This is a genomic window from Micromonospora sp. NPDC018662, assembly GCF_044391475.1.
GTDB lineage: Bacteria > Actinomycetota > Actinomycetes > Mycobacteriales > Micromonosporaceae > Micromonospora.
In genome coordinates this window covers 1-21,090 of the sequence record NZ_JBISAC010000024.1, presented here as the reverse complement: position 1 = coordinate 21,090, position 21,090 = coordinate 1, and the positions used below count along the sequence as shown (strand labels likewise).

The following is a 21,090-nucleotide window of genomic DNA, read 5'->3' as shown; positions in this document are numbered from 1 at the left end:
GCAACACCGCAGGACCCGTCGACACCCAATTCATCTACGGCATCTGACCACCACCACGGCGGGACCCGGACACCACCGGGTCCCGCCCCGGCGGCATGCCCGCTCCGAAGCGGGGCGGCGTCAGCCGCGGCGCAGCCCGGCGACGGCCTCCCGCAGGTCATCCTGGCCGATCGGGGCCGGCGGCGCACCCTCCGCGGCTTCCCGGAGCGCCTTGGCGAGTTGCACCCGGCGCAGCGCCTCGCGCAGGTCCGCCCCGGTCAGCCCGGCCGTGTCGGCGGCCAGCGCGGCCGGGTCGAGGTCGTCGGCGAACATCCGGAAACCGGGCCGCTCGTGCCGGTCGATCAGCTCGCGGATCATCTTGGTGAGGATCTCCGCGCGGCCGGTGTCGTCCGGGGCCGGAATGGCGATCTTCAGGTCGAAGCGGCCGGAGCGGATCAGCGAGGCGTCGACCCGCTGCGGAAAGTTGGTGGTGGCCACCACGATGACGTCCGGGTTCTCCTCGAACAGCGTGTTCATCTCCTGCTTGAAGATGCCGGCCACGGCGTTGACCGCCTGGCTGGCCGCGTCGCCGCCGCCGCCCGCGTAGCTGATGATCGAGTCGAACTCGTCGAAGAGCACCACGGTGGGCCGGCGGTAGCGGCGGGCGTCGCGGAAGATGCGCTTGATGTTGCGCTCCGAGCCGCCGAGGTACTTGTCCAGGATCTCCGGCGTGCGGATCTCCACGAAGTCCGCGCCGACCTCGTTGGCGAGCGCCCGGGCCAGCATGGTCTTGCCGGTGCCCGGCGGGCCGTACATCAGGATGCCTTGCGGCCGGCGCGCGCCCCAGCGGGCCATCGCCGCCGGGTGCCGGAACGACACCGCCACCTCGCGGAACCGGGCGACCACGTCGGCCAGGCCGCCGACCTGGTCGAGCGTCACCGTCGTGCTGCGCGGCGCGGCCACCGCGACCGGTCGCCGCCCCACCCGGTACGTCCGCCCGCGCAGCACCGTCGGCTCCAGGCTGTCGCCGGCCAACTCGCGGACGGCCTGGAGCAGCACGCCGAGCAACACGCGCAGGTGCTCCGGTCCCACCTCGGCGCTGGGCACGTCGACGTGGATGCGTACCGTGCCGTTGTCCTGCTCGACGCGGGGGCGCACGCCGGCTTCCTCGGCGGCGCGCAGCACGGCCCGGCCGGCCGGGTCGCGCGGCGGCGTGGCCAGCGCGGTGCCGGCCGGTCGCAGCCCGAGGCGGCGGGTCGCCTCGGCGGCCACCCGGCCCACCGCGGCGGCCGGGCCGTCCCCGCCGCGCGCGGCGAGCCGCTCGGCGAGCAGCAGGCCGACCGGGCCGGCCAGTCCGAGGGCGAGCAGGCCGGCCGGTGCGGCCTCAACCCGCAGGTACGCCTCGAAGCGGTGCACCGGCTGCCCGTCGACGGTGTCGGCGCGCACGGTGCAGCGGACCTCCCGCACCGGGGCGGGGAAGTCGGCGCCGGCCAGCAGCTCCACCGGCCCGTCCTGGGCGGCGGCGAGCAGCCCGGCCGGGTCGGCGATGCGCACCTCGGCGCCGAGCAGCGGCACCGTCTCCTCGTCCGGCCGCACGTCGTACCCGGTCATGGGGCCTCTTCCCTCGCGGCGATGTCTGCTCCGAGTCTGGCACCGGCCGGGCCGGGCGGCCACCGCTCAGCCGGCGTCGGCGAGCAGGCCGTCGACCAGGTCACGGGGGAGCCCGTGGGTGTCGTGCAGCCAGTGGTAGTCACGTTCGGTCAGCGGGCCCCGCGCCCGGACCCGCTCGACCAACGGCCGGCCGCGCCGCAGCAGCCCCCGGAACCGGCGCTCCTCGTCGCACAGCGCCGCCCGCAGCGGGCCCGGCTCGACCGGCTGGCGGAACCGGCGCAGCGTGTCGTCGTATCCGGTCAGCGGCAGCTCGTCCAGGCTCCGCGCCGGGTCGTCGCGCCACAGCACGGTCAGCGCGCGGCGCAGCAGCCGGCGCAGCACGTATCCGCGGCCGGTGTTGCCCGGGCGTACCCCGTCGCCCAGCACGACCACCGCGGCCCGCAGGTGGTCGGCGACCACACGCAGATCCGCGCCGCGCAGGTCCCATCGGTCGCGGACCGCGCCCACCCACGGGCTCAACCCGTCGCCGGTGAACACGGACCGGTCGCCGCGCAGCACCATCTCCAACCGTTCCAGGCCCATGCCGGTGTCGATGCTGGACACCGGTAGCGGCGTGAGCCGGCCGTCGGGATGCCGGTGGTAGCGCATCTGCACGTGGTTCCACACCTCCACCCAGCGATCGTCGCCGCTCGGGGTGCCGGTCGGCGGGCCGTCACCGGTCCACACGAAGATCTCCGAGTCCGGGCCGCACGGACCGGTCGGGCCGTTGGACCACCAGTTGTCCGCGCCGAGCGCCTCCACCGGCACGCCGAGCGCGGTCCAGGTGTCCCGCGCCGTCTCGTCCGGCCCGAGCCCGTGGCCGTCGCCGTGGTCGTCGCCACCGAAGATCGTCGCGTGCAGCTTCCCCGGCGGGATGCCGTAGCCGTCGGTGAGCAGGTCGAAGCCCCACCGCAGGCTGGTCGCGATGTCGTAGTCGCCGAGCGACCAGGAGCCGAGCATCTGGAACACGGTCAGGTGGGTCCGGTCGCCGACCTCGTCCAGGTCGGTGGTGCGCAGGCACCGCTGCACGTTGACCAGGCGGCGTCCGCCCGGGTGCGGGCGCCCCAGCAGGTACGGCGTGAGCGGGTGCATGCCGGACGTGGTGAACAGCACCGGGTCGCCGGGCGGCGACACCAGCGAACTCTCCGGCGCGTCGGAGTGGCCGAGGCGGTGGTAGTGGTCTTCGAAGGTGCGGATGATCTCGTCGGGCGTCATGGCGGGTGCCTTCCGGGTACGGGCGACCGGACGGCCCGCCGAGAGGGTGGCCGTGACACACGACGACGCCGGCGAACCGTTTCCGGTCGCCGGCGTGAGGATGGGGCAGGTCAGGCGGCGGCAACCGGCGAGCGGGAAGCTCGCGCGGCCGCGGCGGTGATCGATCGCCTGCTCTGCATACCGCCAACGCTATCCCACCCGCCCTCCCCCGCCCACCCCGTTTCCCACCCCACCCGCCCCCGCCCCGTCCCCACCCCGCCCCCGCCCACCCGCCCCACCCCTCACCCCACCCCGGTCCGCGCTGATTCACGGAAAGCGTGCCTATCCAGGCGTTTTTAGCCACGCTTCCCGTGAATTAGGGCGCTCAGGGATGGGGGGTGGGGGTGGGAGCGGGGGTGAGCAGGCGGTGGTAGAGGGCGGTCAGGCGTTCGGCCTGGGCCTCCCAGGTCCAGGTGGGCAGCGGCGAGTCCGGGCCGTCGTAGGCGGCGCGGTAGCGGGCCGGGTCGGCGAGCACCGCCCGGATCGCGCGGGCCAGGTCGGCGGTGTCCCGGGCACGGAACACCTCACCCTGACCGGTGGCCCGGACCGTGTCGGCCATGGTGCGGACGTCGCTCACGATGATCGGCAGCCGCGCGTGCGCGTACTCGAAGAACTTGGTGATCAACGCGATCTCGTGGTTGGGCCAGTGGTGCAACGGAATGAGCCCGACGTCGGCGGTGGCCAGGAACGCGACGAGCTGCCGGTGCGGCACGTACGGCAGCACGTGCACCCGCTCGGCGACGCCATGCCGGGCGGCGCGCGCCACGACCTGACGGACGTAGGCGGCGGCCGGGTCGGCGACCACCAGCGCCAGGTGCACGCCGGGCAGCCGGGGCAGCGCCTCGACCACGGTGTCCACGCCGCGCTGGACGGCCATCGCTCCGCTGTAGACCAGCAGCGGGGTGCCGGCGGCCACGCCGCAGCGCGCCCGGAGGTCAGGTGCGGCCCGGTCGTTCGTCTCGCCCGCATCGACCGGCACGGACGCGGCATCGACCACCGGCTCGAACTCGACGGCGGCCACCGGCGCGGCAGCGGCGACCGGTTCGGCGACGGCGACCGACGCAACAGCGGCGACCGGTTCGGCGACGACGGATTCGGTCGCGGTGACGGGTTCGGCGGCGGCGACCGGTTCGGCGGCGGTGACCGGCGCGTTGAGCACGACGGTCGGGCGCTCGGGCAGGGCGTGGTCGCGGACCAGCAGGTCGGCGAGCGTGTCGGAGACGGTGACCACCGCGTCGGCACGCCCGACGTACTCGCGGACGTAGCCGAGGTGGGCGGGCAGCCAGCGGGCGTTGTCCCGGCGGGGCCGGGCCCCGGGCAGCCACTCGTGGGCGTCCCAGACCAGCTTCACGGCGCGGCCCTGGGCACGGGCGCGGTCGACCGCGCGGGCGGCCACACCGAGCATCCGGAAGTCGTGCGCGTGGATCAGGTCTGGGCGCAGCGCGTCGATGACCGGGCCGGCGACCCGCTCGTAGTCCCAGAGCCCCGGCTCCAGCCGACGCCAGGCCCGGTCGCCCAGCCGGGCCTGCCAGTAGCGGACCTGGGCGTGCTCCACCGGCCGACGGGCCAGCCGGGCGGCGCGCAGCGGCAGCCCGCCCCGGGCCACCAGCCATCGCCGGAGCCCCGGCCCACCGCGCACACCCCCACGCGGACCCGGCGCGCCGCCAGCCGGACCCGACACGCCACCACCCGGACCGGGCATGCCGTCAGTCGGACCGCCGCCAGCCGGACCCGACACGCCGTCGGCCAGGCCGGGCACGCCGGCATCAGGACCGGACACGGCGTCGTTCGGCGCGGTGGCGGGCGCGTCCAAGGGTAGGACGCGTACCTCGGCGTCGCCGAGTCGCCAGCGACGCCCGGTGTCGACCCGGGCGCAGCCGAGCAGCGTGACGTCCCAGCCGGCGTCGGCGGCGGACCGGGCGGCCTTCTGCACCCGCGAGTCGCCCTCGACCGCGTTGTCGACCAGCATCACCACCCGCCGGCCGTCGCGCGGCGGCGTCGCGGCGTCGTACGGCACCAACGACCACACCCCCCTCAGCTCGTCGGCGCGAGTGTACGGGGGCAGGCGACCGCCACGAAGACCGCGAAAAGCACGCTGAGCTGGGCGGACACCGAGCGTGCAGGTGCCGGCGGGCGAGAGTTCACCCGCCGTGCACCGGGCGGTCAGGCGGCGCCGGAGGGAACCAGCGGGCCCGGGGTGATCGGCTGCCGGCGGTCGCGCCGGTTGGGCAGCGACAGGCGGATCACCTTCCACCAGGCGGAGGCGACCTGCTTGGGCAGCGGGCCGGTGGTGTACCGCAGCCCGTACCTGTCGAACAGCGCCCGCACCTGCGGGGCGATCTCCTGGTAGCGGTTGCTGGGCAGGTCGGGGAAGAGGTGGTGCTCGATCTGGAAGGACAGGTTCCCGGTCATGATGTGCAGCAGGCGGGGGCCGCTGATGTTGGCCGAGCCGAGCATCTGCCGCAGGTACCACTCGCCGCGCGTCTCGCCCTCGATGGAGGTCTTCTCGAACGTCTCCACGCCGCTCGGGAAGTGCCCGCACATGATCACCGAGTGGCTCCACACGTTGCGGATCAGGTTCGCGGTGAACGTGGCGGCGAGCGTGGAGAGGAACGACGGGCCGGAGAGCAGCGGGTGCACCACGTAGTCCTTGAGCACCTGACGGCGGATCTTGCGGCCGACCGCCTTGGCCTTGGCCCGGAACGTCGGGTCCTTGAGCCGCTTCTGCTTGAGGTGGTCCCCCAGCTCCATGTCGTACGCGGCGATGCCGTACTCGAAGAAGGCGGCGTTGAGCAGGTTCCACACCGGCTGGCCCAGGTGCATCGGGTGCCACGGCTGGTCCTCGTCGACGCGCATGATGCCGTACCCGAGGTCGTTGTCCTTGCCGACCACGTTGGTGTAGCGGTGGTGCAGCTCGTTGTGCGACTGCTTCCACTGGTCGGCCGGGGAGACGTGGTCCCAGTCCCAGGTGGTGGAGTGGATCTTCGGGTCGCGCATCCAGTCCCACTGGCCGTGCAGGACGTTGTGCCCGATCTCCATGTTGTCGAGGATCTTGGCGATCGTGAGGCCGGCCGTGCCGACGATCCAGGCCGGCGGGAACAGCGAGAACAGCAGCACGGCGCGACTGCTGATCTCCAGCGTCCGCTGGGTCTTGATCACCTTGCGGATGTAGCGGGCGTCCCGCTCCCCCCGGTCGGCGATGACCCGGTCCCGGATCGCGTCCAGCTCCTTGCCGATGATCTCGATGTCCTCGGCGCTCAGGTGGGCGATCGGGTTGTCGGCCTTCTTCTGGATCACGGTCACGTCGGTGGCTCCTCAGAGTTCGATGTCGCAGGTACCGGCAGCCGCCGACACGCAGGTCTGGATCCGCACGCCGTCGCCCGGCACGGCCGTGGTGACGTCGCCGTTGCGCAGGTCGCGCACCGCGCCCTGGCGCAGCGGCACGACACAGCCGTAACAGATCCCCATCCGGCAGCCCGAGGGCATCAACACCCCCGCGTTCTCCCCCGCGTCGAGCAGGGTGGTGGCGCCGTCGGCCTCGACGGTCACCCCCGCCCCGGTGAAGGTCACCGTGCCGCCGTCGCCCGGCGTAATCACGGTAGGCCGAAACCGCTCGGTGTGCAGCGCGTCCGCACAGCCACGCGTCGCCCAGTGCGTCTCCGCCGCGTCCAGCAGACCCACCGGGCCGCAGGCCCAGGTGTGCCGTCGCTCGTGGTCGGGTACGAGTTCGTCCAGCTCGGCCACGTCGAGCAGGCCGGAGGTGTCGGTGTGCCGCTCGATCAGGCGTACCGCGCCGCGCGCGGCCAGCGCCCGCAGCTCCGCGCCGAAGATGACGTCGTCGCGGGTGGGCGCCGAGTGCACCAGCACCACGTCGGCCCGTTCGGCGAGCCCGGCCCGCAGCATCCCCATGACCGGGGTGATGCCGCTGCCGGCGGTGAGGAACAGGACCCGCTCGGGCGTCGCGGCGGGCAGCACGAAGTCGCCCTGCGCCTGGTCGAGCTGGACGATCGTGCCGGGCCGGAGGCGGCGGACCAGGTAGTTGCTGACCTTGCCGTCCGGGATCGCCTTGACCGTCACGCTGATCCGGCCGTCCGCCGCGCCGGGTGCCGAGGTGACCGAGTACGCGCGCCACTGGCGGACGCCGTCGACGTCCACGCCGAGGCGCACGTACTGTCCCGGCAGGTGGCCCCGCCAGCCGCGACCCGGCTGGATCACCAGCGTCGCCGCGTCCCGGGTCTCGGGGCGGACCGCGACGATCCGGCCGCGCAGCGGGGCGCCGGCGCGCAGGGGCGCGATCATGTCGAGGTAGTCGCCCGGCAGCAGCGGGGTGGTGACCGTGCCGGCCAGCCGCAGCAGCCTGTCCCGGAAGGAGACCTTCTGGGAGCGGCGGGGCGCAGTTGTGGTCATATGACCAGCGTGACTGCACAATCGCATAACATCTTGACCGGCAAAGGTGAAACGGTCACAGGTTTTTGTTCGAAAGGAACAACATGACGCGGGAGACCGGGACCGGGCCGCGGGCCGCCCATCTCGATCTCGACGCCGGCGTCGCGGCGTTGCTGCGCGACCGGCTGCCGATGGTCGCCGAGCGGACGGTCAGCGCGATCACCGCCGAGGTGACGGACTACTCCGGTGCGCTCACCGGCACCATGCGCGAGAAGATCGAGAACGCGGTACGCATCGCGCTCGGCACGTTCCTCCAGCTCATCGAGGGTACCCAGGCGTTCGACCCGAGCACGCCCCTGGCCCCCGCGCTGGAGGCCGCGTACGCGCTGGGCAGCGGCGAGGCCCGCGCCGGGCGGAGCATGGACGCGCTGCTGGCCGCGTACCGGGTGGGTGCCCGGGTGGCCTGGCGGGAGGTCTCCACCACCACGGTCCGGAGCGGGCTGGCCGCCGAGACGGTGGCCGAGTTCGCGGAGCTGATGTTCGCGTACATCGACGAGCTGTCCGCGGCCAGCGTGGCCGGGCACGCCGACGAGCTGGCCAGCGCCGGCCGGGTGCGTCGCCGTGACCTGGAACGGCTCACCCAGCAGTTGCTCGCCGGCGAGCCGGAGGAGTCCCTGCGGCGCAGTGCGGAACGGGCCGACTGGCCGCCGCCGCAGACGCTGACCGTGGTGCTGCTGCCCCGCCGGCACCTCCGCGCGGTGCTCGCCCTGCTCGGCCCGCAGACGCTGGAGAGCGGCGAGGACCTGCCCGGCATGAACCCGGCCGAGGAGCGGGCGGTGCTGCTGGTGCCGGACGCGCACGGCGGACGGCGCCGGCAGCTCGTCCGACTGCTGCACGGGCACCGGGCGGTGCTCGGCCCGGCCCGCCCCTGGCACCGGGTCGCCGCGTCCTACCAGCGGGCCACCCGGGCCCTCGCGCTCGGCCTCGGCGAACCGGACGCCGGGCCGGTCGACACCGAGCGGCACCTCGCCGCGCTGCTGCTCAGCATGGACCCGGAAGCGCTGGCCGACCTGCGTACCCAGGCCCTCGCGCCGCTCGCCGCGCTGCCCCCGGCGACCGCGCACCGGCTCGCCGAGACGCTACGGTCGTGGCTGCTGCACCAGGGCCGTCGCGACGACGTGGCGGCGGACCTGTTCGTGCACCCGCAGACCGTCCGCTACCGGATGGGCAAGCTTCGCGAGCTGTTCGGCGACCGTCTGCACGACCCCGCCACCATCCTCGACCTCACCATCGCCCTCGCCGTCCCACCCGGGCAAGGAGGGGCCCCCGCTTAACGCCTCCGGTAGAGGCGGGGCCCCCGCTTGACGCCTGGGCCGGGCGGCCTCGGGCAGCCGGGTCCTCCGGCCCTGTCCGGACCCGCCGTCGGCGGGCAGCCTCGGAAGGGGACGAGCAACGAGGAGGCCCGCCATGACCCGGTCATCGACCCGCCCGGAGCAGACCCCGACGGTACGGGTGCTGGAGGCGGCAGCCCGGCAGTCCCTGCCCGCCCCCTCGGTGTTCAACACCCAGCCCTGGCGCTGGCGGGTCACCGCGGACGCGCTGGAGCTGCGCACGGACCCGGACCGGCAGCTCGCGCACACCGACCCGGACGGCCGGCTGCTCATCCTGAGCTGCGGCGCGGCACTGCACCACGCCCGCGTCTCGCTGGCCGCGGCCGGCTGGGCGGTCGACGTCGAGCGGCTGCCGGACCCGGCCGACCCGACGCTGCTGGCCCGAGTGCGCACCACCGGCCCGACCGCCCTGGACGTGCCGGCCGGCCGGCTGGTCGACGCGATCCCGCGCCGCCGCACCGATCGACGCGCGTACGGCGACCGGCCGGTGCCCGAGGCGGTGCTGGCGCGGCTCGGGGACGCCGTCGAGGCCGAGGGCGCGCACCTGCACGTGGTCCGCCCGGACCAGATGCCGATGCTGGCCGTCTCCACCGGCCGCGCCGCCGACGCCGAGCTGGCCGACCCGGCGTACCGAAAGGAGTTGCGCCGCTGGACCCACCGCCCGGCCGGCAGCGGCGACGGCGTGCCCACCGCGACCGCGGTCCGGCCCGCGCCCCGCCGGGTGCCGCTGCGCGACCACGCTCCCGGCGGGGCGGCCGGCCTGACCGCCGGCGCGGACTTCGACCGCGGCGCGGCGTACCTGATCCTGTTCGGTGAGCGCGACGACCCGGCGGCCTGGCTGCGCGGCGGCGAGGCGCTGTCGGCGCTGCTGCTCACCGCGACCGCCGAGGGGTTGGCCAGCGCGCCGCTCAGCGACGCGATCGAGCTGGCCTGGCCGCGCCGGATGATGCGTGACCTGCTCGCCGGCATCGGTCAGCCCTACCTGGTGGTGCGCGTCGGCTGGGGACCGGACGCCGACCTGCCGCCGGCCCCGCGCCGCGCGCCGGCCGACGTCATCGAGGTGGTGGCGGTGCCGGAGTGACCCGTCCGGCGTCGCCACGCCCGCCACCGGCCGAGCGCCATCCGGGCGGTGCGACCGGGCGCCAGGTTCGGCGGTGGCGCGAGCCGAATCCGGCGGATGGTCCGGCTCCCGGCCGCCATCCCGCAAGAGGCTGACGCGCCGCCAGGCTGACGCGCCGCCAGGCTGACGCGCCGCCAGGCTGACGCGCCGCCGGGCTGCGACGCGGTGCCGCCGCGCGGAGGCGAAAGACCCGGGCACGGCCGGCCAGTGGTCACGCTCGGTGAAATCTCCGAGCATCCACCCGCAAATACTCTACGTAACTGGCCGTTGAGCACCCGTCGGGCATCGTCTCGCCACAAATCATCCTGACCAGCGAGTATCTCGGAGCGCTCCGGGTCGCCGGTCCTGCCCCACGCCGCCTTTGCTCTGCAGCCACGGAGGCAGCGCTAGCGCTCGGTCACCGATGCGCCCATGGCTGCAGAGCAAAGGCAACCGGGGTGGAAGACCGCCCTCACCGCCGTCATCACCCTGGGTGACAGCGAGGGCCGCGCCCGGCGGACGCCCGCCGGTCCACGTCGAAAACGACCGCCACCCCGGGTCGGGCCGGGCGGCGCGAGCCGACCGCCACGGGCGGTTCACCTCGCGATCAGCGCCGGGCACGGGCGAACGCCCACCACAAGGAACGATTCCTTATTGTCCACTGTCACTGTCAGCAACCCTTGTGCACATTTCCTATCGCATGTTGACGGCTGTCGGTCGGACGGCAATCATGATGGTCACTGGATCCACCTCACGCCAATGTCGGATCTGGTGGCTTTTCCCACCCCTCGACGGGATCGCGCCGGGACCGCGAGATTCCGCCGGGCCACCGTGCCCGGCGCGCGCTCGGTAAATCCTATCGATGGAATAGGAAATGCCACCGCTCGCCCCGAGGAGTCCGCCGGTGAACGGGAACAACGACGCTCCCGCGCCGAGCCGGCCCAGGCCGGCCTCGCGCAGCGTTGAGCTGGAAGAACCGCTCGCCCTGAACGGCGGCCGGCCGGTGCGCGGCACACCGTGGCCCACCTATGACAAGGGCGCGGTATTCGTGCACGCCGAGGACGAGGACGCCGCAATTCGGGCCATTCGCAGCCATCTCTACTTCCGATACGACCACCGCGCGCAGAAAGAAACCGAATGCGGCCGGTTCGAGGACGAGCTGTGCCGCTATTTTGGCACCCGGCACGCCCTCGCCGTTTCCAGCGGCACTGCCGCACTGGCCCTCGCCCTGATGGGCGCCGGAGTGCCGGCGGGGTCATTGGTCGCCTGTCCCGGATTCACTTTCGTCGCCACTCCTAGCGCCATTGTGCTGGCCGGGTGCCGGCCATTCCTGGTGGAGGTCGACGACGACCTGCGGATGGACCTCGACGACCTCCGCCGCCGCTGGCGGCCGGACATCCGCGCCGTCATGGTCGTCCACATGCGCGGCTTCGCCGCCGACGTGGAAACGCTGGCCGCCTTCGCCGCCGAGATGGGCGTGCCGCTCATCGAGGACGCCGTGCCGGCGCTCGGCGCCGAACTCAACGGCCGCAAGCTCGGCACGTTCGGCGCCGCCGGGGCGTTCAGCACCCAGTCCGACAAGGCGCTCAACTGCGGCGAGGGCGGCTTCCTGGTCACCGACGACAGCACGCTGTTCGCCCGGGCGGTCGCGCTGTCCGGGGCGTACGAGGGGCGGCTGCGCCGACACTTCCCGGACGGCGAGCCGCCGCTCACCGGCCTGGACCTGCCGCTGCTCAGCCTCCGGATGGACGAGATCCGGGCGGCCCTGCTGCGCGCCGAGCTGACCCGCTTGCCGCAGCGGCTGGCGCTGTTCCACCGTAACTACGCGCACGTGTCGCACGCCCTGGCCGGCCTGCCCGGCATCGCGGTGCGGCGGCCGGTCGCGCCCGGGGCGTACCTCGGCGAGGCGTTCGTGTTCCGCGTGCCCGGCGGCGACGCGGGCTGGTTCGCCCGGGCGCTGCGGGCCGAGGGGATCGACGCGCGCAACATCGGCGCCGACGACGACCTGAACGTCCGGGCGTTCTGGAACTGGCGCTTCCTCTACGACACCGCCGACCCGGGAGAGATCCGCGCGACGCTGCCGCGCACCGCGCGGCTGCTCACCGAGACCGTCGACGTGCCGCTGTCGTCCAACCTCACCCCGGACGACTGCGACGACCTGGTCCGCGCGGTCCGCAAGGTGGCCGCCGCCCGCGAGACCGCGCTGGCCCGGCCGTGACCGGCCCGGCCACCGCGGACCAGCCGCTGCCCCGGCGCGCGCTGGTCGGGCTGCTCGGCGGGCTCTTCGCCGGCTACCTCGGACTCACCGCGGTCATCCCGGTGCTGCCCGGCTTCCTGCGCGAGCGGTACGGCGCCGGCGACCTCACCGTCGGCGTGGTGGTCACGGTGACCGCGGTGACCGCGCTGCTGGTGCGGCCGGTCGCCGGCGCGCTCGCCGACCGGTACGGCCACCGCACGGTGATGCTGACCGGCGCGCTCGTGGTCGCCGCCGGTGGCCTGCTCTACCTGGCGCCGCTGGGCGTGCCGGCGCTGGTGGCGGTCCGACTGCTGCTCGGCGCCGGCGAGGCGGCGCTGTTCACCGCCGGGGCGGTGTGGATCGTGCAGCTTGCCCCGCACCACCGGCGCGGCCAGCTCATCGGCCTCTACGGGGTGAGCATGTGGGGCGGCATCTCGGCCGGCACGTTCCTCGGCGCGACAGTGCAGCAGGCCGGCTACCCGGCGGTGTGGGTGCTCAGCGCCGCCGCCCCGGCGGCCGGCGCCGCGCTGGTCGCGCTGGTGCCGGCGCCGCCGCGTACCGCGCCCGCGGGCAAGGGCGGAGGGCTGCTGCTGCGCCCCGCGCTGCTGCCCGGCGTGGCGTTGACGTTCGGCGCCGCCGGGTACGCCGGCCTGGCCGCGTTCGTGGTGCTGCACCTGGACGCCCGCGGCATCGGGCACGGCGTGGTGGTGCTGAGCTGCTTCAGCGCCGTCTACGCCGGCACCCGCCTGGTCATCGGTCACCTGCCCGACCGGCTCGGCCCGCGACGGGTGGCCACCTGGTGCGGCGTGGGCGAGGCGGTCGGCCTGCTGGTCATCGCGGTCGCCCCGAACCTGCCGGTCGCGGTGGCCGGCAGCGTGGTGATGGGCGTCGGCTTCTCGCTGCTGCACCCCTCACTGGCGCTGATGGTGATGAACCGCACCGATCCGGCGCGGCAGGGTGCGGCGATCGGGGCGTACACCTCGTTCTGGGATCTCGGCCTGGCGGTGTGGGGACCGGCGACCGGACTGGTCGCCGCCGGCTTCGGCTACCCGGCGGTGTTCGTCGCCGGCGCGGCCGGCGCGGCGGTGGCGGCCGCGATGGCGCTGCGCATCGGCCGACCCGTCGTCCGGGCACAACCCCTGGAGGTACGGGCATGAGCGGATCCGTGACCGTGCTCAGCGTCACCGGCTGGTGCCGCAACGGCAGCACCATCATCGGCAACGTCCTCGGCGAGGCCCCCGGCGTGGCGCACGTCGGCGAACTGCACTTCCTGTGGAAGAACTCCACCGGGCGCGGCGTCAACGACCGCTGCGGCTGCGGGTTGCCGCTCACCGCCTGCCCGCTGTGGTCGGCCGTGCTGCCGGTCGGCCGCCCGGCCGGCGTGTCGGCCGACGCGCACGCCGCCGAGGTGATCCGCCGGCAACGTGCCCGGCTGCGGACCCGGCACACCTGGCGGGTGCTGCGTCGGGGCGCCTCCGACGCGGACACCCGCGCGCACGCCGACCTGCTCGGCGCGGTCTACCGGGAGGTGGCCACGCGCACCGGCGCCCGCGTGATCGTGGACAGCACCAAGATCCCGGGCGAGTCGGCCCTGCTGCCGCACGTGCCCGGCGTCGAGCCGTACTGGCTGCACCTGGTCCGCGACCCACGCGCGGTGGCGCACTCGTGGCGGGAGCCGAAGGAGTACGTCTACGCCATGTCGGCGGCGCGCAGCACCGCGTACTGGCACGGGTTCAATGTGGCCTCTGCGGCGATCAACCGCCGGCACCCCGGCCGGTCGACGTTCCTGCGCTACGAGGACTTCGCCGCCGACCCGGCCGGCACCGTCGACGCGCTGCTGCGGCTGGTCGGCGCCGACCCGGCCGGCAACCCGGTCCGCGACCGGGCCGTCGAGCTGCGCGGCAACCACACCGTCACCGGCAACCCGGACCGGTTCCGGACCGGTCCCACCGTCATCCGGGACACCGACGACGGATGGCGGCGGACGCTGACCGGCCGGCAACGGCTGGCCGTGGCGACGCTGGCCTGGCCGCTGTCCACCCGCTACGGCTACCGGCCCGGCGGGACGGCCCGGAGGCACCCCGGCGCGGCGGCCCGCGTCGGCGAGACGGAGAGGTGACGAACGTGGATCTGGGGCTCACCGGGCGGGTGGCGCTGGTCGCCGGCGGCACCAGCGGCATCGGGCTGGCCTGCGCGAAGGAGTTCGCCGCCGAGGGCGCGCACGTGGCGGTCTGCGGTCGCGACCCGGCACGCCTCGCCGCGGCCGAACGGGAACTGGCGTCGGTGGCCACCGGACGGGTCAGCGCGACCGGCGTGGACCTGACCGACACCGACGCCGCCGCCCGCTGGGTCGCCGACGTCGCCGCCGACCTCGGCGGGGCGCACGTGCTGCTGGTCAGCGGCGGCAGCCCGCCGATCGGCACCGCCACCGGGTTCGGCGTCGACGACTACCGGGCCGCCGTCGAGCGGGTGCTGCTGCCCGCGGTCGCGGTGTCGACGGCCGTGCTGCCGCACATGCGCGCCGCCGGCTGGGGCCGGCTGTTGCTGGTCGCCTCCGAGACCGCCTGCGTGCCGATCGGCCCGCTGGTGCTGTCCGGGGTGACCCGGGCCGCGCTGGTCCGCTTCGCCCAGGGGCTCGCCGTCGACGTGGGCCGGGACGGCATCACCGTGAACGTGCTCGCGCCCGGCAGCGTGCGTACCCCACCGATGGAACGCGCGGCGGCGCGGCTGGCCGGCGCGGACGGCGACGTGGCGGCGCGGCTGGCCGCGATGGGTCACCACAGCGCGCTCGGCCGGCTGGCCCGCCCCGAGGAGGTGGCCGCGATGGCCGCGTTCCTGGCGAGCGAACGGGCGTCGTACGTGACCGCCGGCGTGCACCTGATCGACGGCGGGGCCGCCGCCACCGGCCCCGACCTGCCCCACCTGACCGGCGTCCGCAAGGACACCTACGCCTGATCCACCCGACCGCCGCACGAGGGAGTGCCCATGTCGACGACCAGCCAGTTCACCGAGCGGGACGTCTCCGAGTTCTTCGACGAGACCACGCAGACGTACCTCAGCTTCTGGGACAGCGAGGGCGTGCTGCACACCGGCTACTTCGCCGCCGACGACGACACCGACTACCACGCGGCGGCGGACCGCACCTCGGACATCCTCGCCGAGGACGCCGGCATCGACGCGTCGTCGCACGTGCTCGACGTCGGTTGCGGCTGCGGCAACTTCCTGCTGCGGCTGGCCGGGCGCACCGGGTGCCGGGGCGAGGGGTTGGACCTGAGCATCGAGCGGGTGCGCTTCGCGGAGCAGCGCCGCCTGGAGCGGGGCGCCGGGCTGGACGTGTCGTTCCGGCACGGCTCGGCCACCGCCCTGCCGTACGCCGACGGCACGTTCACGCACGTGGTCAGCCAGGACGCGTTGTTCCTGGTGCCGGAGAAGCCGCGCAGCCACGCCGAGATGTTCCGGGTGCTCGAACCGGGCGGGATGCTGGCCGTCTCCGACTTCCTCCAGCCCACCGAGCGAATCGGCGAGGCGGCCCGCAGGCACGTCTACGACCGGGTGCGGTGGAACGGCGGCTACTCGCTGGACGGCTACCGCGAGGCGCTGACCGAGGCCGGGTTCGTGGACGTGGTGGCCCGCAGCCTCGACACGCACATCCGGCAGACGTACCGGGTGTTGGGCCGCACCGCCCGGGAGCGGGCGGCCGGCACGGCGGACGAGGCGGCGCGGACCTGGATCCTCGGCTTCGCCGAGTCGTGCGACGAGATCCAGGCGGCGATCGACCGGGGCGAGTTCGGCTGGGGCATGTTCATCGCCCGCAAGCCGGCCTGAGGAAGGGGCGTCACATGCAGCACCGCACGGACACCGTGAAGCGGACCATCGCCGAGGTGGTCGCCGAGCGGAAGACCCAGATGTCACCCGGCGCGATGTTCGTCGAGGCGTTCGCCAAGGACGGCTTCGACACCAGCGTCGACTACGACGTCACGGTCACCGACTCGCTGACCAGTTCCCGGCGCAAGCCTCGCTACCCGTCCCGGAACATGCTGAAGGTGGTGGACCTGTCCCGGGACCCGCAGGACTTCTACTGGCACGAGAGCCCGCCCCGGCCGGGCGACCCGGCGGTGGACGGCGCGGACCTGCGCCGGGAGGCGGCCAACCACTTCCACCGCTCCCCCATCCCGCCGCTGCTCACCACCACCGCGTGGGTGCAGGTGCCGGACACGCTGTGGGAGGACCCGGTCAGCTTCGCCCAGTTCATCGACTACCGCCTGGTGGTGCGGCTGGCCACCGCCGAGAACCACACCATCCTGCGCGGCGAGGGCGGGCTGCTGGCCATGCCGGAGCTGGGCCGGCTCACCGACCCGGGGCCGTTCGCCTCGACGATCCTGTCGGCGTGCAACGAGGTCGAGCAGATGGGCAGCACCGCCGACGGGTTGATCATCAACCCGGCCGACTACTACCGGCTGCTCGGCAGCGGCACGCTGATGCGGGACGTGGAGGAGAACGGCGTCTTCATCGTGCGTACCCGGCTGGTCGACCCGGGCACCGCGATCGTCGGCGACTTCGGCCACGGCGCGCTGCTGTTCGACGCCGGCCGGTCCACGATCGGGTTCGCCGAGCCGCCGCCGGGCACGTTCGCCGAGCCGGGGGTGGCGCTGCGCGCCGAGATCTGGGAGCGGGTCGTGGTCAACCTGCCCACCTGCTTCTTCGTCGTCACGATCTGACCGGCGGCGACGATGACGACGCCCGCCCGCGCCGACCCCGACGTGCTGGTCATCGGCGCGGGCATGGTCGGGCTGTGCTGCGCCTGGTTCCTGCACCGCGCCGGGCACACCGTCACGGTGGTGGACCGGGGCGAGGTCGGCGACCCGGCGGCCTGCTCGGCGGGGAACACCGGCTTCGTCGGCACCCAGGGCTCGGCGCCGCTGGCCGAGCCCGGGGTGCCGGCCAAGGGCATCCGCTGGCTGTTCAGCCCGGAGAGCCCGTTCTCGGTCCGGCCCCGGCTGGACGGCGCACTGCTGGCCTGGCTGTGGCACTTCCGCCGGCACTGCACCGAACGGGACGCCCGCGCCGGCTTCGCGACGCTGCTCGCGCTCAAGCAACGCAGCCTGGCGCTGCTGCGCGAGATGTGCGCCGAGGGCGAGCTGGCCGGCACGCTCACCGAACGCGGCATGATCCTCGCCTGCCACACCGAGCCGGGGTACGCGCAGGCGCGCCGGACGATCCCCGCGGCGACCGCCCGTGGGGTGCCGCTGCGCGACCTGGACGCCGCGGAGCTGGCCCGGCTGGAACCGGGCGTCGACTTCGCCGTCGCCGGCGCGCTGTTCAACGAGGAGGGTGCCGCGCTGCGTATCCCGACGTTCCTGGTCGCCCTCGGCGACGCGTTGCGGGCGCGCGGCGTGGAGATCGTCACCGGCGCCGAGGTACGCGGCTTCGAGGTGGCCGGCCGGCGGGTGCGGGCGGTGCGGACCGGCCGGGGCGACCTGCGCCCGGCCGAGGTGGTGGTCGCCGCCGGGGTGTGGTCGACGGCGTGCGCCCGGATGCTCGGCGTCGGGCTGACGCTGCAACCGGCCAAGGGCTACACCGTCACCCTCCCGGCCGGGCCGGGCACGCCCACCCGGCCGGTGCTGCTCAGTGAGGGCAAGGTCGCGGTGATGCCGCTGGGCGACCGGGTACGCGTCGGCGGCACGCTGGAGCTGTCCGGGCTGGACACCTCGATCTCGCCGCGCCGGGTGGACGGCATCCTGCGCACCGCCCGGCGCTACCTGCCGGCGCTGGACACCGGCCGGCGGCTCGACGTGTGGAGCGGGCTGCGCCCCTGCACCCCGGACAGCCTGCCGTTGATCGGCCGGGCCGACGGGTACGACAACGTCAGCGTGGCCACCGGCCACGGCCACATCGGGATGGGGCTGGCCCCGGCCGGCGGTGAGCTGCTCGCCCGACTCGTCGCCGGTGGCGAGCCGGACCTGCCGCTGGAGACGTTCGCGCTGGACCGCTTCCGGAGGGGAATGTGATGGGTGACCGGCCGGAGATCGGGGTGCTCTGCCTCGACACCAGCTTCGACAAGATTCCCGGGCACATCCGCAACCCGGCCACCTTCGACTTCCCGGTGCGTTACCGGGTGGTCGAGGGCGCCACCCCGCAGCGGCTGGTGCGCGACGCCGACCCGACGCTGCTGGCGCCGTTCGTCGACGCGGCCCGCGACCTCCAGGCCGCCGGGGTGACCGGCATCACCGGGGCGTGCGGGTTCCTGGTGCTGTTCCAGGCCGAGCTGGCCGCCGCGGTGGACGTGCCGCTGTGGTCGTCGAGCCTGGTGCAGGTGCCGATGGTGCACCGGATGGTCGGGCGTACCGTCGGGCTGCTGGTCGCCGACGAGGCGGCGCTGACGCCGCGGCACCTGGCGGCGGTCGGCGCGGCGGACGTGCCGGTCGCGGTCACCGGCATGGCCGGGCAGCCGGAGTTCCGCGAGGTGATGCTCCAGGGGCGGCGGGACGCGCTCGACGTGGACCGGCTGGCCGCCGAGGTGGACGGCCGGGTCGACGCGCTGGCCCGCGCCCACCCCGACCTGGGCGCGCTGGTGATCGAGTGCACCGACCTGGTGCCGTTCGCCCACCGCATCCAGGCGCGCCTCGGCGTGCCGGTCTTCGACATCGTCACCCTCACCACCATGGCCCACGCGACCCTGACCCGCCGCCCGTACCCACCGGGCTAGCCCCGCCGCCCTGTTTCACGGAAAGAGTGGCTATCCGAGCCCCGTTAGCCACTCTTTCCGTGAAACAGCGGCGCGGAATGAGGGGTGTGCTCAGACCGGGGGGATGCCGGAGCGGCCGATGGCCGACATGTCGCCGCCGCCGATCTCGCTGGTGGTGGTGGGTGGGGGCGGGGCGGTGGCCTCGGTGCGGTCCTCGATGCAGGCGTCACCCAGGCCGTGCATCAGCTCGCCGATGGCGGCCAGCGTCGAGCCCTTGTCCGGGCAGGGCCGGCCGGTGGCGAGCACCTGCCCGTCGCCGCCCAGCACCGTGAACCCGACCCGGCCGTCGGTCTCGCTCTCGATGACGAACTTCACCGCGCTCCTTCCGCCGCTCAGACGCCGTGGGACTGCAACCACAGCTCCAGCAGGCCCAGTTGCCACAGCTTGTTGCTGCCCGCGGCGGCCTGCGCCCGGTCCGGCTCGGCGAGCAGCGCGTCGACGTACCCCCGGCGGAACAGTCCGCGCCGGCGGGCCTCGGGCGCGTCGAGCGCCTCGACCACCAACTCCCGCACCGGGCCGTCGACGTGGCGCAGCGCCGGCACCGGGAAGTAGCCCTTGGGCCGGTCGATGACCTCGGCCGGCAGCACCTCGCGGGCCACGGCCTTGAGCACGCCCTTCCCGCCGTGGGCCAGCTTGTGCTCGGGCGGGCAGGCGGCGGCCAGCGTCACCAGGTCCTGGTCGAGGAAGGGCGTGCGCACCTCCAGCCCCCAGGCCATGCTCATGCTGTCGACCCGTTTGACCGGGTCGTCGGGGAGCATCAGGTGGGTGTCCAGGCGCAGCACCGCGTCCACCGCGCTCTGCGCGCCCGGCGCGGCCAGCTCCGCGGCGACCAGCTCGCGGCTGACGTCGGCGTCGCAGGCGTACGCCGGGTCGACCACCCGGTTCAGCTCGGCGTGGTCCCGGTCGAAGAACGCGGCGGTGAACTCCGCGGCGGCGTCGGCGCGGGCCGCGCGCGCGAGCCGGTGGTGGTAGCCGTAGCCGGCGAACACCTCGTCGGCGCCCTGCCCGGACTGGGCCACCTTCACGTGCCGGGCCACCTGCTCGGAGAGCAGGTGGAACGCCACCACGTCGTGGCTGCCCATCGGCTCGGTCATGGCCGCCACGGTGGCGCGGACGGCCGGGCCGAGGTCACCGTCGGCGAGGCGGATGCGGTGGTGGTCGGTGTCGAACGCGCGGGCGACCAGGTCGGAGTAGCGGAACTCGTCGCCGGCCTCGTCGCCCCGGCTGTCGAAGCCGATGCTGAACGTCTGGAGGTGGTGCTGCCCGGCCCGGTCGAGCAGGGCGACGATCATGCTGGAGTCGAGGCCGCCGGAGAGCAGCACGCCGACCGGCACGTCGGCGACCAGCCGACGGCGTACCGCGGTGCGCAGCGCGTCCCCGATCGCGGCCCGCCAGTCGCCGGCGTCCATCCCGTCGTGGGCCGGGTCCCGCCGGTAGTCGGGCCGCCAGTAGACGTGCTCGCGGGTGCGGCCGTCGGCCTCCACCACCCGGACGGTGGCCGGCGGAAGCTTCCGCACGCCGCGCAGGATCGTGCGGGGGGCCGGCACGATCGAGTGCCAGGACAGGTAGTGGTGCAGCGCGACCGGGTCGATGCCGGTGTCCACGTCGCCGGCGGCCAGCAGCGCCGGGAGGGTGGAGGCGAACCGCAGCCGGCCCGGTGCCCCGGCGAGGTAGAGCGGCTTGATGCCCAGCCGGTCCCGGGCCAGCACGAGCCGGCGCCGCCGCCGGTCCACCAGCGCGACGGCGAACATGCCGACCAGGTGGTCGACGAACCGTTCACCCCACTGGGCGTACGCGACCAGGATCACCTCGGTGTCGCTCGTCGATCGGAAGGTGTGCCCGGCCGCCAGCAGTTCGTCGCGCAGCTCGGGGTAGTTGTAGACGCAACCGTTGAAGACCAGGGCGAGGCCGAGGTCGTCCCGGACCATCGGCTGGGCGCCCGCCTCGGACAGGTCGATCACGGTCAGTCGGCGGTGCCCGAGCGTGACCCAGCTGTCGCTCCACCGCCCCTCGCCGTCCGGGCCGCGGGAGCGCATGGCCTCGGTCATCCGGGTCACCGCGCCCGCGTCGGGGGTGGCCCCGTCGAACCGGGCCTCGCCACTGATCCCGCACATGTCGGCGACTACCCGGCGTGTGACCAAGGAAACCCGGGATGGGCGGTTGGCGAGCCGGGACCGGCGAGCCGTCGTACGGTGGCGGTACGGGCCATGTCCCCGGGCGGTCCGGCCACGGGACGTGGCCGGAGATCAACAACGCCTGCCAGGAGGACGTGTGTTCGCCAATTCCGAGGAACTCCTGCGATACCTCAGCAACGAGGACGTGAAGTTCGTCGACGTACGTTTCTGTGACC

Annotated in this window: 17 protein-coding genes; 10 read left to right on the top strand and 7 right to left on the bottom strand. The window is 74.4% G+C overall.

Annotation, left to right across the window (positions count from 1 at the left end):
• Window positions 1-120: 120 nt before the first annotated feature.
• From ACH495_RS31770 to ACH495_RS31750, 5 genes are all read right to left on the bottom strand, one after another.
• On the bottom strand, window positions 121-1,590 hold the full coding sequence (locus tag ACH495_RS31770; RefSeq protein WP_396861408.1) for an ATP-binding protein: 1,470 nt from the start codon (window positions 1,588-1,590) through the stop codon (window positions 121-123).
• A 66-nt stretch (window positions 1,591-1,656) separates the two neighbouring features.
• On the bottom strand, window positions 1,657-2,844 hold the full coding sequence (locus tag ACH495_RS31765) for an alanine--tRNA ligase-related protein (protein WP_396861407.1): 1,188 nt from the start codon (window positions 2,842-2,844) through the stop codon (window positions 1,657-1,659).
• 364 nt (window positions 2,845-3,208) lie between these two features.
• A complete protein-coding gene (locus ACH495_RS31760; protein ID WP_396861409.1) occupies window positions 3,209-4,852 on the bottom strand; it encodes a glycosyltransferase in 1,644 nt (547 codons plus the stop codon).
• Window positions 4,853-5,046: 194 nt separating this feature from the next.
• Window positions 5,047-6,186 carry a fatty acid desaturase family protein gene (locus ACH495_RS31755; protein WP_396861406.1) on the bottom strand — a complete coding sequence of 380 codons (1,140 nt, stop codon included), beginning with the start codon at window positions 6,184-6,186 and terminating at the stop codon, window positions 5,047-5,049.
• 12 nt (window positions 6,187-6,198) lie between these two features.
• The gene (locus ACH495_RS31750; protein ID WP_396861405.1) at window positions 6,199-7,290 is read right to left on the bottom strand and encodes a ferredoxin reductase; all 1,092 of its coding nucleotides are present in this window, start codon (window positions 7,288-7,290) and stop codon (window positions 6,199-6,201) included.
• Between the two features lie 83 nt (window positions 7,291-7,373).
• On the opposite strand from ACH495_RS31750, the gene ACH495_RS31745 reads away from it, so the two are divergent.
• From ACH495_RS31745 to ACH495_RS31700, 10 genes are all read left to right on the top strand, one after another.
• A complete protein-coding gene (locus ACH495_RS31745) occupies window positions 7,374-8,603 on the top strand; it encodes a PucR family transcriptional regulator (RefSeq protein ID WP_396861404.1) in 1,230 nt (409 codons plus the stop codon).
• A 133-nt stretch (window positions 8,604-8,736) separates the two neighbouring features.
• Window positions 8,737-9,741: an Acg family FMN-binding oxidoreductase gene (locus tag ACH495_RS31740; protein ID WP_396861403.1), complete on the top strand. Its 1,005-nt coding sequence runs from the start codon at window positions 8,737-8,739 to the stop codon at window positions 9,739-9,741.
• Window positions 9,742-10,633: 892 nt separating this feature from the next.
• The gene (locus ACH495_RS31735) at window positions 10,634-11,977 is read left to right on the top strand and encodes a DegT/DnrJ/EryC1/StrS family aminotransferase (protein WP_396861402.1); all 1,344 of its coding nucleotides are present in this window, start codon (window positions 10,634-10,636) and stop codon (window positions 11,975-11,977) included.
• A complete protein-coding gene (locus ACH495_RS31730) occupies window positions 11,974-13,152 on the top strand; it encodes an MFS transporter (RefSeq protein WP_396861401.1) in 1,179 nt (392 codons plus the stop codon). Before ACH495_RS31735 ends, ACH495_RS31730 begins: the two co-directional genes overlap by 4 nt.
• Window positions 13,149-14,114 carry a sulfotransferase family protein gene (locus tag ACH495_RS31725; RefSeq protein ID WP_396861400.1) on the top strand — a complete coding sequence of 322 codons (966 nt, stop codon included), beginning with the start codon at window positions 13,149-13,151 and terminating at the stop codon, window positions 14,112-14,114. The genes ACH495_RS31730 and ACH495_RS31725 overlap by 4 nt, the downstream gene beginning before the upstream one ends.
• Window positions 14,115-14,119: 5 nt before the next feature.
• Window positions 14,120-14,950 (top strand): SDR family oxidoreductase, encoded by an 831-nt coding sequence (locus ACH495_RS31720; protein WP_396861399.1) that lies wholly within the window; start codon window positions 14,120-14,122, stop codon window positions 14,948-14,950.
• A 30-nt stretch (window positions 14,951-14,980) separates the two neighbouring features.
• On the top strand, window positions 14,981-15,820 hold the full coding sequence (locus tag ACH495_RS31715; RefSeq protein ID WP_396861398.1) for an SAM-dependent methyltransferase: 840 nt from the start codon (window positions 14,981-14,983) through the stop codon (window positions 15,818-15,820).
• Window positions 15,821-15,834: 14 nt separating this feature from the next.
• Window positions 15,835-16,713, top strand: coding sequence for a family 3 encapsulin nanocompartment shell protein (locus ACH495_RS31710; protein WP_396861397.1), 879 nt, complete (start codon window positions 15,835-15,837; stop codon window positions 16,711-16,713).
• Between the two features lie 12 nt (window positions 16,714-16,725).
• Window positions 16,726-18,003 carry an NAD(P)/FAD-dependent oxidoreductase gene (locus ACH495_RS31705; protein ID WP_396861396.1) on the top strand — a complete coding sequence of 426 codons (1,278 nt, stop codon included), beginning with the start codon at window positions 16,726-16,728 and terminating at the stop codon, window positions 18,001-18,003.
• Window positions 18,003-18,701 (top strand): aspartate/glutamate racemase family protein, encoded by a 699-nt coding sequence (locus tag ACH495_RS31700; protein ID WP_396861395.1) that lies wholly within the window; start codon window positions 18,003-18,005, stop codon window positions 18,699-18,701. Before ACH495_RS31705 ends, ACH495_RS31700 begins: the two co-directional genes overlap by 1 nt.
• A 90-nt stretch (window positions 18,702-18,791) precedes the next feature.
• Here ACH495_RS31700 and ACH495_RS31695 read toward each other — a convergent pair whose 3' ends face one another.
• Complete coding sequence (locus tag ACH495_RS31695) at window positions 18,792-19,055, bottom strand: hypothetical protein (protein ID WP_396861394.1); 264 nt, start codon at window positions 19,053-19,055, stop codon at window positions 18,792-18,794.
• Window positions 19,056-19,072: 17 nt separating this feature from the next.
• On the bottom strand, window positions 19,073-20,854 hold the full coding sequence (locus ACH495_RS31690) for an N-acetylglutaminylglutamine amidotransferase (RefSeq protein ID WP_396861393.1): 1,782 nt from the start codon (window positions 20,852-20,854) through the stop codon (window positions 19,073-19,075).
• Between the last annotated feature and the right edge of the window lie 236 nt (window positions 20,855-21,090).